The organism is Bacillus sp. z14 (2026) (genome assembly GCF_058313575.1).
Map to the genome: position 1 here is coordinate 491,963 of NZ_JBZFQK010000001.1, position 17,440 is coordinate 509,402.

Consider the following 17,440-nt stretch of genomic DNA (forward strand, 5'->3'; position numbering starts at 1 on the left):
GACAGGTTTCCCCTGCCCCTAATTTGACTGTAGTATTTTTATATGTTTAATAATATCCTCGAATGGAATACCTTCAACACCAGAATATTGCTGAACAACTGTGCCCTCTTGATCGACCAATGAAAAGCTCGTTCCATGAATTACCTGGTCCCCTTCAGCAGGCTTCTGCACCAATACTTTAAAGCTATCCTTCGCCAGGCTTTCAATCGTTTCTTGGTCATACCCTGTTAAGAAGCTCCAATTATCGAAATTCGCCTGAAAGCTTTCCCCGTATTTTTTCAAAATAGAAGGATTGTCTACTTCCGGATCGATACTAAAGGAAACAAAATGTACATCCTCAAGACCTTCTTCAGTAATCATATTTTGAAGCTTTTTCATATTGGAAGTCATCGGCAAACATACTGTATTGCAATTTGTAAAGATAAAATCAGCGATCCATACTTTTCCTTCTAAATCACCTTTTGATACTTTTTGTTCATTTTGGTCTGTAAAAGTAAAATCTTCTACCTTCCAATTTACCGCATTAGGTATTTCTTGTTGAGAGCAACCATTAATAATGAAAACCAGAAAAAATACCATTGCTATTTTGCCAAAATAGTTCATGAATTAACCACCCTGTGTTTAATCTCTAATACTGTTAATTTTATCAAAATCTGTATTTTCACAAAAGTATTTTGCCTTTGATTGACAGATTGTTTTATCCTTTTGAGATTTAAACATTGGTAGTTTCGTTTGAGTTTCTTTGACTCGTTATAAAACCCTACTCGAACTGAATTTGAATCGTCACAATTTCAGAGCGTGTACCAATCCGAATAGGCGGTCCCCAAAAACCAAAACCGGATGTTACGATCGAGTCCATCTGACCCTTTTTTAAATAGCCCCAATCATTTTCATATATCGCTTCAGTAATTAGATTTCCCGGAAAAATCTGGCCGCGATGGGTATGACCGGAAACCATTAAGTCAACGCCTTCTTGCTGCGCAATATCAAGTTCATAGGGCTGATGTTCCAACAAAATGGCGGGCTTTTCGAGATTTACACCGCTCATTAATTTTTCTAAAGGCAACCTATCTTCCTCAGTTCGATCCTTGCGCCCAATGAGAGTGAATTCTTCTTTAACCTCTACGGTTTCATCGTACAGCACTTGAATTCCGCTGCGCTCTACCGCTTCAATCAGTTCCTGCATCGTACCATCGTGCTTATCATGATTTCCAAGGGATGCATACACCCCATATGGTGCCTGAAGCTTGGATAATATCCGATCGATCTTCTGATCAAGGAATGGTTGAACATCATCATCAAATAAATCTCCAGGCAAAAGGATTAAATCAGGATTCAGTTCGTTAACTTTCTTTACAAAACGCTCCGCATGGTCTTTACCCGATAGCAACCCAAAATGTGTATCTGCAGCCATCACGATATGTAGGTTTTCGAGAGACGAGGAACCTTTATCCATCTTAATTTCATAGTTACGTACGACTGGGCTATAGGCATTATATGTACCGTATATCATAAATGTTATTAACAGCCCTAAAGTGATGATCCCTGCCCATAACTGCGTTTTCGGCCGATGCAGCCGTGTCAGGCGTAGAAGAATAACTGTAATATGAGCAAGAGGAACTAGCATTAACAGTAAGTAAAAGCATGCCATCCAATAAGCTCCAGCAATATTTAAAAATGTCAGCCCAGAAAAGCGGCCAATTATAAATGAGCTTGCTGCAAGTATAATGATGAGGCTGTATAGGATTTTAAATCGTCGGCTTGAAGATTCCGGTCGTAGCCAACGATATCCCCGCCAGCCTATATAGTAGACGAGGCCACCATAAAGCAGCAGTGCAATAATCAGAATAAGAATGAACATATGTATTCCATAAGACTCCTTTTCACATGACTTTTATCATTTTAGTTTAATAAGGTAACATCCTACTTTATTATGACTTACCTATTCTTGATTGTTAATTTATTTGATTTTTATTTTATTCCATATCAACTAAAAGGGACATACACTTTAAAAGTTGTTCCTTTGTTTTTCTCACTTTCGACTTCAATTTTCCCTTTCATTCTCTCGATAACTTGATAACAAACCATCAATCCAATGCCGGTTCCTTTATCTTTTAATGAGTAGAAGGCTGTGCCTAAACGTTTTATTTGTTCCTCACTCATACCATTACCTGTATCTGATACCGAAAAGACTATACACTCTCCTTCTTTCTGAATGGATAAAGTCAGTTCGCCGCCATCCTTCATTGCCTCAATCCCATTTTTCATAATATTGATTAATACCTGCTTCACTTCGTTTGTATTTATGTATATTTCCAAGTCAAAATCCAATTCGAAGTGTAAATGAATATTGCTGACCATTAAGGCATATCCGTTCATTAAATCAACAATATGAGCTGAGAACTCTGATAACATCACATATTCCTTCGATCCTAAGTCCGGCTTGGCAAGAGATAGATAATCGTTAATAATTCCTTCAGCCCGATTGATTTCGTCCACCATTAATTTTATATATGATAATTCCTCTTCAGATAACTTGCTTTTATTTTGGAAGATTTGCAGAAATCCTTTCACAACGGTCATAGGATTTCGAATCTCATGAGCAACAGATGCTGCTAATTGTCCAATGGCGTTCATTTTTTCAGCTTGTTGCAGCTCTTTTTGGATACTCGTCCTATATACAATATTATCAATTTCCTTTATGGCTTCATCAAAATTATTAATCAGCATTTCATTATTAGATTTAGAACCAATTTGTACTGAAGTAATTGAAAGCTTTTCAAATAAAATATGAAGCTGATGAACCATATAGTTGAATTGTTCAAAAAGCTCCTCAAATTCTGTTGAGGAATCTTCGGTTAACTTAATATTAAATTCACCCTGACTTACCTTCGTTATCCCTATAATCAACTTATGAACAGGGCCCATTAATTTATTTAAATAATGACAAAGGACACCATATGCCATACAAAAAATAATTAATATACTTCCAATGAATAGGAGTAACCAATACAAGTTTTTCGTGAACACTTCATCTGCATTGATTGTCACCGCTAATATAGCTTTATTAGACCCTTCTAATCCATCAATTCCAGCATAGGCATTGACCCATTTATTCGAAGATTCCTTATATATTTCTGTTATTTGCGGATTTTCACCATGTATGACCTTTTGAATATAAGGTAGGGTTCGTTTGCTTGGTATAAAGGGAGACCCTTCCTTTATACCATTAGGTTGAGTACCATCTGATGCACTGATGATTTCATAATGCTTTTTATTTTCGTTATATAAAATAATATGTCCGGAAAATAAGTGATTACTCTGTTTATCCATTTCGTTCAGATAGGTTTTCAGTTTAGACCTTGCACCTATTGAGGAATCAGTATTAACTGAAGCTTCATTTATTAATCGGGAGGGAATCATTGATGAGCCAAACATAACCATCCCCTTACCTCTTTCATACAATATATCTTCTGTATAAGCATTCATTAATTTATACCCAATAATCGAGATAAGAATGATAGTAATGAGCATTAACAAGACTAATAGCGTCAAAATTTTGCGTTTGATTGACATCGACTTTTTTATATTCTTCATAGATCCCTCACACAGTTTCATAGTATCTATCTATAATTAGACAAAATTAGGCAGTTTTCCTGTAATAAATATAAAATAATCGCAAAATCAAAAAAAAATACACTATCTCGATCTTGGATAGTGCATTTCTCTTACTGTTACATTAGTCGGCGTAATACATAAAGCCGATTGCCCCAATTCCCGTATGTGTACTAATAATCGGTGTTGTTTCATAAATTGGTACATCATCTATACCAAGTTCACGGATGATCATTTCTTTCAATTTTGTTGCAAGTTCGATTGCATCTGCGTGGGTTATGCCAATCCCCTTTAGAACTTTCCCCTCAATATCCTGCATAAGCTGCTTTACTAAGAATTTCACGATTTGGCCTTGACTTCTCACTTTCGCTACAGGAGTATACTCTCCTGTATCAAGTGAAGCAATCGGTTTGATATTTAAGAGAGAACTTAACATAGCTTTTCCTTTTCCAATTCGGCCGCCCTTAACTAGATTCTCAAGGGTATCCACCACCACAAAAAGTCGAGTATTTTCCCTAATATGATCCAATTTTTCAACAATCTCATCCATCGTTTTACCTTCTCTTGCCATTTCAGATGCCGCTAGTACCTGGAATCCCAGTGCATTGGATATATATTTGGAATTAACTACTGCAACTTTCCCATCAGCCATTCTGGCAGCAGTTTGAGCCGATTGCACAGTACCGCTCATTTGAGCAGTCATATGAATAGACAACACTTCACTTCCATCTTCTGTAAGTTTATTGTATACTTCCAGAAATTCACCTGCTGGGGGCTGGGAACTTTTTGGCAATTCTTCTGATTGCTGCATTTTGGTAATAAATTCTTTAGATGTAATATCTACTCCATCAATGTATGTTTCGCCATTTATTGTAATTGAGAGTGGTACAACTGTTATGTCATTTTCTGCGATGATCTCCTTTGGCAGATCAAGCGTGGAATCAGTAACAATTTTAATATTTGGCATAGTTTCACTTCCTATATGTATGACTAATCATATTATACATGGTAGAAAATTAAATTTAAATGAATTTCATTTTCCTTAATATAAGTTTATGAAAAATTCTTATAATTCAAATACTCAATTCCAGCAAATCCTACCATGTAAATTTGTTAATCGATTTACGTTAAACGAAAGCATAACTGGCATGCAGCTGTACTAAATATATATTTCCTAAATTTAACTATTTATTATTTCCCCTCATCATGTATATAAACTCCAAGCTATTCTATTATTAAAAATAAAAAGAGTGTGAATCACTGTAGATTCACACTCTGCTGCATTCAAATTTCGTACTTAATTTAAATCCTGTTCCAGTTCGTACTGTTCTGCTTTTATTAGCTTTCGTTTATATACAAATTTTGATAGTGAAATGCTGATTTCATATAACAGCAATAACGGAACTGAAACTACAAAATCAGATAAAAATTCAGGCGGTGTAATAATAATCGCAACCACGATTAACACAAAATATGCGTATTTCCGATACTTCGCCATAATATACGGATTCAAGATACCCAAGGACGTCAAAAACATCATGACGACTGGCAATTCAAAGAGAAATGCAAACGGCAATGACATATGAATAATAAATTTCAAATATTTATCTGCCGTATAGGATGTCGTCATCACATCATTACCCAAATCTGTCAAGAAACTCATAACGATTGGAAAGATGACAAAATAGCCAAAGGATAATCCTGCTATAAACAGAAGAAATAATGCAGGTATATAGGATAATGCAATTTTTTGTTCGTGTTTCAAAAGTGCAGGTTTAATAAACAGCCAGAGTTGAATTGCTAGAACAGGTATTGTACAGGCAATAGCCACTATGGAGGCTATTGTAAAGTAAATCCACATAACATCACTAGGGCCAAGTACAATAAGCTTCTCATCTACATTACGAGTAAAAAATTTATATATGTCTTTAACGAAGAAAAAAGATACACATAAAAACAGTATAAAAGCAGTTACTGTGATGATTAACCTTGTTCTCAATTCATCAAGGTGCTCTATCATATTTAATTCTTTCTCTTCCAAACTAGAGTCACGCCTTTCTGAATCCCTTTAAAGAGGTGCAAGAATAAATTCTCACACCTCTTTTAAATAAACTATTAAATTATTTATTGATCTCTTTTTTAACATCCTTTATATCATCCACTACATCACTGGTTAAATCTTTTGTAGAATTTTTAAATTCACGTAATGTTTGACCGAAAGCTCTGCCGATTTCAGGTAGCTTTTTAGGTCCAAAGATAATCAGGACAAGCAAAAGGATTAACAGCAATCCTGGTACACCAATATTTGAAAACATTCTTTTCTCCCTCCCAAGCTGAAATGAATCTAATTCTATTATAATTGTTTTAAAGGTAAAGAAAAGTAATAATTTCATATACAAACAGAATATACTAACTTTTACTTATTTAGGAATTCGTTTTGTTAAATAAATCTACCATTCTAACTTATATTAAAAATTGATGAAGGCTGCTTCCTTTCTTTACTTCAACAAACTGGAATCCTTTAGTCTCCATTCGCTGCATCAGTCCATTATAATCCTCTCTTTTTTGCAATTCGATGCCAACAAGTGCAGGACCATTGTCTTTATTATTCTTCTTCGTATATTCAAACCTGGTTATGTCATCATTCGGTCCAAGCACCTCATCGAGAAATTCTCGCAGAGCACCCGCCCGCTGTGGGAAATGAACAATGAAATGATGCAGGAGACCTTCATATTGAAGAGAGCGGTCTTTAATATCCTGCATTCTCCCAATATCATTATTGCCACCGCTAATGATGCACACGACCGTTTTTCCCACCAATTGCTCTTGATACAAATCCAGTGCTGCAACGGACATAGCTCCGGCCGGTTCAGCCACAATCGCGTGTTCATTATATAATTCCAGAATCGTGGTACATACTTTCCCTTCCGGCACAGTAACCACATCCTTAAGCAAGTCACGGCAAATAGCAAATGTTTTCTCTCCAACCTCTTTTACTGCAGCTCCATCAACAAAGGAATCAATTTGCGGAAGTTTAACCACCTGTCCCTCTTTGATCGCAGTTTGCATAGATGGTGCCCCAACTGGCTCCACACCGATACAGGCAGTATTGGGAGAGACACTTGCACTGTATGCAGCTATACCTGACATCAATCCGCCGCCGCCAACACTACCAAAAATATAGTCAACGGGTACGTCTATATCATGAAATATCTCTACAGCTACCGTACCTTGTCCAGAAATGACATTTTGATCATTAAACGGATGAATGAATGCTCTATTTTCTGCTTCCTCGCACTTCCTTGCTTCTATAAATGAATCATCAAACGTATCACCAATCAGGATAATTTCCACATATTCTTTTCCAAATAACTCCACTTGATTAACTTTTTGTCTTGGAGTGGTTGTAGGCATGTAGATTTTACCCATCACCTTTAATTCATTACATGCGTAAGCTACTCCCTGAGCATGATTGCCGGCACTGGCGCATACTATGCCATTTTGCAATTCCTCTTTCGATAGATTTAGCATCGCATAAAATGCCCCACGCAATTTAAAAGAACGTACATATTGAAGGTCTTCTCTTTTCAAATAAACATTACAATGATACTTTTCTGACAACCTCTTATTTCTTTGCAAAGGAGTGTGAGCAACCTTGTCTTTTAATTGCTGATACGCAATTAAAATTTGTTCAGGTGATACTCCTTCATTTGTTTTCACCAGATGCCTCATATGCTCTCCTCCATTACTTTTATTAATTTATAAAATTATAGCAGGTACGAATAATAAATCAACAGAATTTTTAGAAAAATCAATATAATAGAATTTAACTGATATACTTTTAATAATTTACAAATTAATTCCGTGTGATTAATTTTGCTACATTGATGACTTGATGAAATGCTGACCACTTTTTAAAAGCTTCAAAAAAAACGACAAAACAGGTAGAATTTTCTCCACCTGTTTTGTCGTTCTAGCACTAGTGATACGTATGCTTTTAGTTTAATTTATGCACCTTTTAAAAGATGGCTTCTTTCTTCTTTGATTCTAGTATGAATATGTTCAGCCACTGCTGTCATTCCCTCTTCTTCGTATTGTTCAGAGGTAATCGCGGGCAATATAACAAGTTTAACCTTCCCTGGCTTTATCTTATTATTGTTATTCTCAAACAAGTCCGCAGTACCTGTAATCATAAAAGGTACAATCGGCACCCTAGTATCTTTAGCAAGACGCAATGAGCCCGCTTTAAATTCACCAATCTCCTTACCTCTGTTGCGAGTACCCTCTGGAAAAATGAGAATTGAGTGGCCATCCTTTAATTTCTGTACCCCTTCTCTAATAGCCTGTATAGAAGCACGTCGATCCTTACGATCCATAAACACGCAGCCCATTACTTCCATCCAGCCAGCAACAATCGGAATTTTTTTTACTTCAATTTTTGAAATAAAGCCAAACGGCTTGGAGATACCAGCCATTAATACGGGTATATCAAAATCCCCTTCATGATTTCCTACAAATAATACTGGCCCATCCGGAATATTTTCGGACCCTACGACTTCCAGCTCACAGCCTGAATTCTTTAAAAATCCTTTTGCCCATTTTTTCGGAATTTGTTGAATTTCCACATCGTCATGAGCATTATTTTTCTCATAAACCTTCTTCATTTTAGATAGTCCTGGTAAGCTGTACAATAAAAAGCCGCATAAATAAATAACCATATAAATTAACCGTAGCAATGTAATAAAACCTCCTGTATCTAACCCTACTTGCGTATGTATTCTTTAAAATAATAATCGTATGGATTTTTTTCGTCTTTTGGTCCTTTTTCAGATGAAAGCAATTCCCATTCTTCATCATAATTTTGAACTGGGAAGAATGTATCTCCTTCAAAATGATGATCAATATATGTCAAATAGATTTTTGATACATACGGAAGAAGCTGTTCAAATAATACTTGTCCCCCGAATATGACACATTCAGTATCGGTATCTTTTTCTATCTGAAGAATTTCATCCACTGAGTGTACGACTTTTACTCCATCAACGACCCACGATGGATCTTTCGTTAAAACGACATTCGTTCTGCCAGGAAGAGGCTTTCCTATAGACTCAAACGTTTTTCGACCCATAATTAAAATTTTACCCATCGTGGTTTGTTTCACATGGGCCATGTCGGCAGGAATACGCCATGGAAGATTATTATTGATACCGATAACGCGATTTCGATCATGTGCTACAACAATTGAAAACATTTTAATCCTCCTTTTGTTTAATCTTCTCTTGTTAAATTTTAAATATCCGTCTTCGAAAAATCATTGCTAATATCATTTTATCTCATATATCGAGTAACATATAAGAGAAAAACCGAACCACAGTCGGGAACGGTTATATTGACTTGGATATTTACGACTAACAGACTACTAAAAGTCATTTACTACTTGATATACGAAACAATTAAATATTACTGACTTCTTAATCGTCAATGGACCTATTTAACCATTTAAATAACGGATTTGCAAGGTCAAATTTCTAACAATCTATACATGTTTATTCAGTAACATGATATAAACTTCTTTCAAAATCCCCTCCGGTAGATGATTTAGATTTATTGTGTTTTTAGAAATAAAAGGTTTTTGGAATTCCGTTGTTACATAACGGGCATTATATTTTATAATTTCGTAAAATGCTAACCTCAGGTCCTTGTTGTAAAGTTGGTCATATTTATGGAGTAATTGATTAATATCTCTTATTGTTACTTGCTCGCTAATCAGCTCTAAACTCATAGCATACACTTCAATTGAAGGATGTTTATCCATGAAATAGCGATAATTTAGTAAAGATTCCTGTAATCTTTTCTTGTTAACTTCATGTTCTTGATGAATTGTCCCCACAGCACGATCCACTTTAAATGTAGCACCACACTGGTGGAGCCTGTACCCTAATTCCCAGTCCTCCCATCCATAGCCAATAAACTTTGGATCAAACCTTCCCGCCTGGTCTAATAAAGTACGCTTCACTGAAAGATTACCACCCATGCAGGCAACCCAAGGAATCAGAAATTTGTCCAATTCATCCCCATAAGGGACAATGATATTAGAATAATAATAATCTTTAAAACGGATTAAGTTTTGAAATTCTTCACTTAGGAAGTTTATATTCTGGTCCACGATTTTTTTTTGGGCTCTTTGAGTTATAAAATAATAATACATAGCACCAGTTAAAACCAAGTTTTCACATATCTCATGCCCTTTAACATGATTTTCAATATAGTCAGGATAAACCAACATCTCCGCATCAAGAAAAATGATTAAATCCCCATCTGTATTGGCAATCCCTTTATTCCTTGTTTCTGCAAGTCCCATTTTTTTATTATTTCGAATCATACGAAAATGATTCGGAAGATCAATTGTACTGGTGCGATCATCTGATGCATCATCCACAATCATCACTTCATAATTATCATAACTTTGTTTCCGTAATGCTTCAATTGTATTTTTAAGCTGTTCATACCGATTGTGACTCGGAATGACAATTGATACTTTCACGATTTTTCAACTCACTTACCTAATCATATTTTCCGATATCAATCCAATTTTCATTCTCCAAGCCCATCAATATAAGCCAGAAACAGCACATCTACATTTTCATTAATCTATCTAACCCGATTATTTCATTGATCCAAGAATCAGTAACAATTTCATCCGTAATAAATGTCTGCATTCCTGAACCTATATCGAATGCTACTTTTCCATACCTGGATGCTATATATGGGGTAAGGATAAGTGCATTTATTCCTGCTCCTAAAAAACATATATCAAAATCGATTGTTTTAAGCTGTTTTTTTACAGTTGGTATATCATCATAGGAATAGATAGGTAGTGCTCCCACTACTTTTACACCTAATGTTTTTCCATACTTATCTTCCATACCCTTTTTAGCTTTTTCAGCCAGTGATCCAATTAATAATACTTTTCTGTTACGTAATATTTCTTCAAACTTATCTTTTTGCGACTTCATAAAAACTCTTCTAATATTAGCTTCAAAATACTCTTTTGGTTGGATATTATAAATTGAAAAAACACGCTCCGTGATTTCCTTGGAATTTTCTTCAATTGTGTTATAACCCACAATATCAGCACTATTCACCGCGGCAATCCCTTCCATTTGAGCAATGGGGTTTGGAAACCTTATTCCACGATGATAAAAGCCTTCTTTCACATCTTTATTGGCAATCTTTTTTTCCTTTCTATAATGGCCTTGAAATTTATTTAAAATAGGATCCTTATCGAATTGATCTTGTCCCATCACAACGGCTTCGGTTTGACCGACTGATACAATCGATAGAGGCCTTTGTTTTTTCAAACTTCTTAAAATACGGTCCATTATTTCACCGCTTGATAATTGGTTTGACAAATTTCTCTCTCCCTTCGCTAAAAAAATCACATATATTAGATTATTTTTCCATCCATTTACAGTAGCTTAGTAAATCATTTACATGCTTTGTAACCCATGATTGCTCAGGAGTTCTCCGACTATTATTCTCAAATTTATTTAAATACCATTGAATTAAATAACATTTATAAAGGATTCGTGCTGCGAGATAACTACCATAAAATGGTTCCCACTTAACTGGCTGTGAACTGTATTTATTCCATCCGTCAACATAGGACCTCAAAGCTGTTTCATTTAACTGACTTGTAGGAACATGAATATCTCCCTCACCAATATATTCCATCAATAAAGTCATCGGTCCAATTTTCATATTCTCAAAATCAATAATTAAAACCTGGTCATTAGAATAGCTAATTAACGTATTAAACTTCGAAACATCACCAGGATGCAATGTACATGGTACTCCGTATAATTTATGGATTATTTGCAATATCCATTTTTGATCCATTCTTTTAATTAAATCTAAAAATTCAGATCCGCCAATCATTTTCAAAAGATCTTCTCTGCTTTCACGGAATTTAATGCCCTCATAGATTTCATCAATATGGTTACGAATAGATATTTTGTCAATAAAGTGATCTAACTTCCCTCTATAATCTTCGTTCGTATTTATCAATTTATCAATCTTATCATTATCAAACTCATTTATTTGATTTCCCCACTTAGCTGCAAACTTCCCATAATCTTTATAAACCCTTTTAACGATTGCTTGATCACTAAAATCTGGGTTTACTCCTTCTATCCACTCTAGAATCAGGACCTTTACATTATTATGGGCATCATAGGCTATGATTTTTGGGATTTGTTCTTTTACAGAGTTAGATAATTTACTATAAAAAAGCACCTCAACCAGTATCGCTGAATCTCTTCCATATTTAATTAATATTTGTTCGGGTATAGCATTTTTATTTTCCCGCCATTTGATACGCTCTATTCTCTTTGAGGCGTCAAGTATCAACTCTCTTTCCAAAATCTCAAACGAATCCAAGCTCAGAATCTTTGCAATCTCATCAGAATTAAGTTCAGACATTCAATTCCTTCCTCTCATAATAAGCACAAGCATTTATCATTAATCTATCTTCCTTACTTCTGTTCATTTGTTATTATTTCCTGAATCAACTCGACAAATTGTTTTGCACGCTTTTTCGTCGTATGGTGTTCATGAACCATCAAATAGCCTTGTTTAGAAATCTTATACCTTTCTGATTCATTCTCCAGATAATACTGCGCCTTTTCCTGAAAATTATCTTCATTGATCTCCACAAAATGCACTCCTGGTACAAATCCCATGTCTTCTAACTCGTTCGATGAGGGAGCTAGCAACAAAGTCCTGGAGGCCGGTACTTCTAAATATTTTGTAAGAACATACTCATATCTTGAATTACATGTAAAAAACATTTTGGAGCGGTTTATTTCTTTTGCATATTTTTCACCAGCAAATACATTCTCTTCGTCATCATCTATATTTCGATAACCAGGATGCTCATGATAAACAAATCCAGGCTTATCTTTCATAGCTTGTACAACTTTATGTCTAATCGGATAGACCCGATGGTGTACCGCCCCCATTAACAAATAATCTATTTCTTTTTCTAACTTATAATCTTTAAAAATAGCTGGATTAATATGTTTGGGCAGCCATTTCATCATATGCGCAAACTCCGGATACCACTCGAGAAACTTATCGCGATAATACACAAATATATGCTTTACATTATCAGCATGGAGAGCTTCTTTCCTATCCTTAATATGATAATGAATATCATATAAATTAACTGCAAAAGGGATTTCCAAAGTGCTGAGGCCTGTAATTTTTGGAGAGTTACTTTCTCCGAATTCATTTATGAAAATAAAATCCGGTTGAACTTCTACTTTTTTCAGAATATCCTTAATATCGCCTGACTCATGCCAAACAGTTAAATTTGTTAGCTTGGCTACCTCCATCAATAAATAGTGAAACTCTGGGGATATATATTTGCTGAAATCACCAGTCGTCACAAGAAGGTTTATTTTTCGCACTTGTTTCCCTCCTTAAAAATATTAGAAATTACAACTTGTCTTTTCATACTATGAATAACTTCGCAAAAGGTAACTATAAATACCCAAATCGTGTATTTAGAACTGCTAAACTAATTTTTTTAAATTATTTCCGGCAAAAAAACAGCTGCCGATTTTGTCGACAGCCACAGATATAGATAAGGTGTTCATATCCTTATCTATCTCTTCTATTCGAAATAATTTCATTTACCGTAAACAGAAATTCCTCTACTCTCTTTTCCACAGAGTGTCTTTCTGCAACTAATTTATAGCCTTTATCAATTATTTGTTTTCTTTCCTCTTCATGCTCTAAATAATAATTCACTTTTTCAAGTACATTATATTCATCTACTTCAACAAATGTTTCCCCATCAATAAACCCCAATTCTTTTAACTCATTTGATCCCGTTCCCATCAATAATGTTTTGCAGGCCAGGCATTCGAAATATTTCATAAGAGGCAGCTTTTCAACAGAATCACATGTTACAAATATTTTTGCTCTTGATAATTCTTTGGCATATGTTATTCCTGTTAAACGATTCGAATTTGCTGGTAATTCTCCATAACCTGGATGATCGAAATACTTAAAGCCTGGATAATTTAACAACTGCTCATACATAGCAAATCGTTTTGGATATACCCTTTTGATTAGAATCCCCATCATTAAACAGTCAATATCCCGCTCTTGCCCATAGTCTCTGAAAATATCAAGTGGAACAAAATGGGGCATCCAAATGTACCTTTCCTTTAATTCGGGGAGGATACGGTTGCTTGCATCCCTATAATGTGTAAAAATATGCTGAATGTACTCCCGCTCATAAAACAGTCTGCGACGGTAAGGTTTATATTTAATCTCATGTAATATAGCCCCTACAGGTATAGAGGTATCCCTTATACCACGTATTGTAGGTGTATAATCCGGCTTAAAATCATTTAAAAGAATAAATAAAGGTGACTGCGGCAGTCTACTAAGTATTCCGCTTAAATCACCATCATTTTCCCATATATATAAGTTACATTGTTTTTGAAGTTCTGAGACAAAGTATTCTGTACTTTTATTAACCCGATTATGGAATCTTTTTGTAATAAATAAAATGGTTAATTGTTTAATCAAACGCATATCCTCCTTAAAGCGGCTTCATGTGTTTATAAAAACCACATGAAGCCACATTATCTTTAAATAACTTAAGGAAGTTCAAGAGAAGTGATTTGATTAAATCTTACGATAAATGTCCTTCCTCCAAATGAAGAATCAACTTGTCTAAATTCAGCATAATCATTGCCTACATTAACAACTTGTACATTAGTTAAATCAGGTTCTCCATTAAATTGAGATCTATTGACATGAACTTCTGCAATTTCTTGACCCGTTCTTAAATAATGTCGTAGTAGCTGTCTAAAGGATACTCTTGCAATAGACCTTGATAGGGTCGATTCAGAATTATTCCTGGCCATTTCTTGAGTCGTTGTTATATACTCTGTTAACAGTTGTTTTAAGGAAGCACTTGTAATAGCTCCAGATGGAGTCTGCTTAGATTCAGGGTTCCACTCTGCCATTTTTGTTCACCTCACATATGTTTCAGCTATAATTAGCCGTAATTTAATTATATGGAGATTTTCTATGATAGCTTGTTTGCTTGTCCTATAACTTTTAAAAAATTTATTATGTAAAATGACCATTTTTATTGATGATGTACTTCACCCTAAAAGTTAGAGTTGAAATCTAACTTTTAGAGGTCACCTTATGAATCATTAGAAAATTAAATTTTTACCGTAGCTTTACGCAACTTCTTAACTGAAGTAATATTTATTCTTCTGAATTTAACTTTCCAATAATTGTTTCAATTACCGAACCAATCCCAGCTACAGACAAAACCATCAATAAAAAATAGCTAACTACTGGAATATAATAATCGACCATTACTAAGCCTATACTAACCCATATTCCAGTACACCAATGACAACTTAGTAATTCTCCAAAAAAATGTTTGATTCCCTTTTCTTTAACCATATATAAAATTATTTCATTACCTTCTTCATCAACTTCACTGATTTCCTCAAAAAATGGCTTTCTGATAAATTCAGTGATTTTATCAAACACAAATAGGCGTGTTAATCGAAAAGCTGCTAATCCTATTATGAATATTTTTACAATATCTAGCTCCATTATTAATCCCCTTTTTCTTCAATTTTTATAAATACATTTAAAAATAGGCTATATACTCAAACAACTATACTCTTATTTTCATAACCTGTTAGAGAAATGATTTCATCAAGGAGGAGAAGATATGAGCTGCGGTTCTGAATTTGAAACATCCAGTTGTATTTGTGATACTTTACTAGCTATTGTGGAAGCTCAAGATTTAGTAAAACCCGATGAAGAAACTCTTGGAAAAGGCTGCGAAAGAGCAATTAACGAATTAAATAATGGTAAACTTTTTGGAGGATACAAATATAACACGATTCCAATTATGCTTACTGTATTTAACACCGGAAAACTATTTGAGGGGCATGGAACAACTAAAAAGAAGGGAAAATGTTATTTTGTTGAATCCAAAATTTTCCGCATCGACAATGTTGATTCTGATTCTTGTTGTGCAACCTTAGAATTATTAAAGAAAAAAGATCATTTTCCAAAAGGTATAGACTCAGATGACCATCATTATGAAAATCATAAAGATGATTATAAAGATAATCATAAAGAAGATCATTATTTTGAGGAACTCGAAGGAACCGATGCTTATATTACTGTTGATTTGAAGATGTTTGGTGCAGTTACTTGCCTTTGTCCTGTAGCTATCCATCATGATTGTAAATAAACTGGCAGGTTATAATTTACTTTCATATATTTACAGCCTGGGGGTATCTCCTCAGGTTTTCTTTTTGTGTTTGATTTTTATTACCTTCACTTTTGATTCGATTTATTATCTTTAGGCTTATCCTCTTTAGGCTTATCCTTTCCTTCTGATACATCTTATGAAATTTACCTTTTTTTGATTAGGCGATAGCCAACATATTCATAAAAAGATGACCTATTTTTCAATTTCAAGAAAAATAAGGTCATTGTTATGTTTAATCTATATAATAGAAAGTTCATCAACATCATCTATGGCAATTAATCTAATTTTTTCATCTACTTTTACCTTTAAAAATTCTCCACGTTTACTCTCTATTTGCCCAACAAGGGTTTCTCCCTCAATTTTTATTTCACAGAAAGGCTTCTCCACTACTGATGGATACCTTGCTAACCTTATTAATTTCATACGAAGATCATCTTTTAGAGGATCACTTTCGACTTGAACCTCAATATTTTCATCCGACTTGAAATCTTCTTCACCTTGGCTTGTTTTTCCTATAAACAAATTTTCTGTGATATTATCAGTATCTTTTTTTAATGCTTCTTCATGCAACTTCTCTGTAAGTTCATTTTTTACAGCTGCTTCGTCCTCTTGTAGACTATATTCTTCTTGTAATTTATTATCCTCTTTTTCTTTGATACTTCCCTTACTGTGATAAACTTCCTGCATATTCTGAGCAATCAATTTACCTTTATTCACTGGTTGGATAATATAAAATATCGGTTCTTTTTTATTATTTTCCATTTCATTATCATTCATTGTTTTTCTTCCTTTCCTTAATGGGTCATTTTTATATGTATGCATATGGCCTTTGTCCTTTGACAAATTAGTTGTAACAAACAAGCCTTATCATTTAGCCTAAAGGACACATTTTCTGAGACAAGAAGTGAGGTGTGAATTGGTTTACGTCTTGTTTTTGTTATAACAGTGGTAACCTTATCTTCTTATGCTTTAAGGATAGAAACTCACCCTATCGACACAGAAAAGCCGATTGCAAGTTAAAGCAATCGGCCTTGTTCTCTTTATTTTCTCACTTCTTCCCAGATAACCGCCTGTTCTTCATCCCCTCTAGCAATTTCTGTTGAAGGCGCAAATATTCAAGCAGTTCATCTTTGGAAAGTACCTCGAATAGTTCTAAAAAAATCGATTCACCAATCTTTTGGGCCTCGTTTAAAGCTATACATCCCTGCTCGGTAATCTTTAAATAAACAGTGCGTCGATCTCCTTCATCATATAGCCGCTCAGCCAGCTCAAAATGAACGAGTTTTGAGGCAATATGCGTGACTGCTCCTTTGGTGTAGCCAAGCATATCAGCGAGTTCACTTTGCCTTAATGTCTTGCCATCACTAAGTTCAGCCAGAACGAGTACTGCCGATACACCGATTGGATAAGAGTAACGCGATGTGAAATCCACGATGTGCTCATTGGAGACTTGTTCAATGGAATGAATTAAGTCAAATAGATTATCTTGTTCCATCA

19 protein-coding genes are annotated in these 17,440 nt (G+C 34.6%); 1 reads left to right on the forward strand and 18 read right to left on the reverse strand.

Features of this window, described 5'->3' with window-relative positions:
- Positions 1 to 18: 18 nt before the first annotated feature.
- The 16 genes from AC4G3O_RS02190 to AC4G3O_RS02265 form a co-directional block, all read right to left on the reverse strand.
- Positions 19 to 603 (reverse strand): SCO family protein, encoded by a 585-nt coding sequence (locus AC4G3O_RS02190; RefSeq protein WP_175354300.1) that lies wholly within the window; start codon positions 601 to 603, stop codon positions 19 to 21.
- A gap of 157 nt (positions 604 to 760) precedes the next feature.
- Positions 761 to 1,861: a metallophosphoesterase gene (locus AC4G3O_RS02195; RefSeq protein ID WP_066107145.1), complete on the reverse strand. Its 1,101-nt coding sequence runs from the start codon at positions 1,859 to 1,861 to the stop codon at positions 761 to 763.
- A 125-nt stretch (positions 1,862 to 1,986) separates the two neighbouring features.
- Positions 1,987 to 3,597 (reverse strand): sensor histidine kinase, encoded by a 1,611-nt coding sequence (locus AC4G3O_RS02200; protein ID WP_066107148.1) that lies wholly within the window; start codon positions 3,595 to 3,597, stop codon positions 1,987 to 1,989.
- A 142-nt stretch (positions 3,598 to 3,739) separates the two neighbouring features.
- Positions 3,740 to 4,582: a DegV family protein gene (locus tag AC4G3O_RS02205; RefSeq protein ID WP_066107152.1), complete on the reverse strand. Its 843-nt coding sequence runs from the start codon at positions 4,580 to 4,582 to the stop codon at positions 3,740 to 3,742.
- 330 nt (positions 4,583 to 4,912) lie between these two features.
- A complete protein-coding gene (gene tatC, locus AC4G3O_RS02210; RefSeq protein ID WP_066107156.1) occupies positions 4,913 to 5,656 on the reverse strand; it encodes a twin-arginine translocase subunit TatC in 744 nt (247 codons plus the stop codon).
- Positions 5,657 to 5,735: 79 nt separating this feature from the next.
- A complete protein-coding gene (locus AC4G3O_RS02215) occupies positions 5,736 to 5,930 on the reverse strand; it encodes a twin-arginine translocase TatA/TatE family subunit (protein ID WP_066107160.1) in 195 nt (64 codons plus the stop codon).
- A 148-nt stretch (positions 5,931 to 6,078) separates the two neighbouring features.
- A complete protein-coding gene (gene ilvA, locus AC4G3O_RS02220; protein WP_491135745.1) occupies positions 6,079 to 7,347 on the reverse strand; it encodes a threonine ammonia-lyase IlvA in 1,269 nt (422 codons plus the stop codon).
- Between the two features lie 275 nt (positions 7,348 to 7,622).
- On the reverse strand, positions 7,623 to 8,351 hold the full coding sequence (locus tag AC4G3O_RS02225; RefSeq protein ID WP_491135746.1) for a lysophospholipid acyltransferase family protein: 729 nt from the start codon (positions 8,349 to 8,351) through the stop codon (positions 7,623 to 7,625).
- 26 nt (positions 8,352 to 8,377) lie between these two features.
- Positions 8,378 to 8,866 (reverse strand): dihydrofolate reductase, encoded by a 489-nt coding sequence (locus AC4G3O_RS02230; RefSeq protein WP_491089634.1) that lies wholly within the window; start codon positions 8,864 to 8,866, stop codon positions 8,378 to 8,380.
- 285 nt (positions 8,867 to 9,151) lie between these two features.
- On the reverse strand, positions 9,152 to 10,159 hold the full coding sequence (locus AC4G3O_RS02235; protein ID WP_491135747.1) for a glycosyltransferase family 2 protein: 1,008 nt from the start codon (positions 10,157 to 10,159) through the stop codon (positions 9,152 to 9,154).
- A gap of 91 nt (positions 10,160 to 10,250) precedes the next feature.
- Entirely contained in the window at positions 10,251 to 11,027 is a 777-nt protein-coding gene (locus AC4G3O_RS02240; RefSeq protein WP_066107169.1) for a GT-D fold domain-containing protein, read from the reverse strand.
- Positions 11,028 to 11,067: 40 nt separating this feature from the next.
- A complete protein-coding gene (locus tag AC4G3O_RS02245) occupies positions 11,068 to 12,096 on the reverse strand; it encodes a hypothetical protein (protein WP_491135748.1) in 1,029 nt (342 codons plus the stop codon).
- A 53-nt stretch (positions 12,097 to 12,149) separates the two neighbouring features.
- Complete coding sequence (locus tag AC4G3O_RS02250) at positions 12,150 to 13,085, reverse strand: glycosyltransferase (RefSeq protein ID WP_066107176.1); 936 nt, start codon at positions 13,083 to 13,085, stop codon at positions 12,150 to 12,152.
- Positions 13,086 to 13,278: 193 nt separating this feature from the next.
- Complete coding sequence (locus AC4G3O_RS02255; protein WP_491135749.1) at positions 13,279 to 14,217, reverse strand: glycosyltransferase family protein; 939 nt, start codon at positions 14,215 to 14,217, stop codon at positions 13,279 to 13,281.
- Between the two features lie 71 nt (positions 14,218 to 14,288).
- A complete protein-coding gene (locus AC4G3O_RS02260) occupies positions 14,289 to 14,660 on the reverse strand; it encodes a hypothetical protein (protein ID WP_139891793.1) in 372 nt (123 codons plus the stop codon).
- Between the two features lie 250 nt (positions 14,661 to 14,910).
- Entirely contained in the window at positions 14,911 to 15,270 is a 360-nt protein-coding gene (locus AC4G3O_RS02265) for a DUF1360 domain-containing protein (RefSeq protein ID WP_148629829.1), read from the reverse strand.
- A 121-nt stretch (positions 15,271 to 15,391) separates the two neighbouring features.
- Between AC4G3O_RS02265 and AC4G3O_RS02270 the strand changes: the two genes are divergently transcribed.
- Positions 15,392 to 15,922 (forward strand): CotY/CotZ family spore coat protein, encoded by a 531-nt coding sequence (locus tag AC4G3O_RS02270; protein WP_066107185.1) that lies wholly within the window; start codon positions 15,392 to 15,394, stop codon positions 15,920 to 15,922.
- 258 nt (positions 15,923 to 16,180) lie between these two features.
- On the opposite strand, the gene AC4G3O_RS02275 is transcribed toward AC4G3O_RS02270, so the two are convergent.
- A complete protein-coding gene (locus AC4G3O_RS02275) occupies positions 16,181 to 16,720 on the reverse strand; it encodes a hypothetical protein (RefSeq protein ID WP_066107189.1) in 540 nt (179 codons plus the stop codon).
- 271 nt (positions 16,721 to 16,991) lie between these two features.
- Positions 16,992 to 17,438 carry a MarR family winged helix-turn-helix transcriptional regulator gene (locus AC4G3O_RS02280; protein ID WP_139892006.1) on the reverse strand — a complete coding sequence of 149 codons (447 nt, stop codon included), beginning with the start codon at positions 17,436 to 17,438 and terminating at the stop codon, positions 16,992 to 16,994.
- Positions 17,439 to 17,440 lie beyond the last annotated feature (2 nt).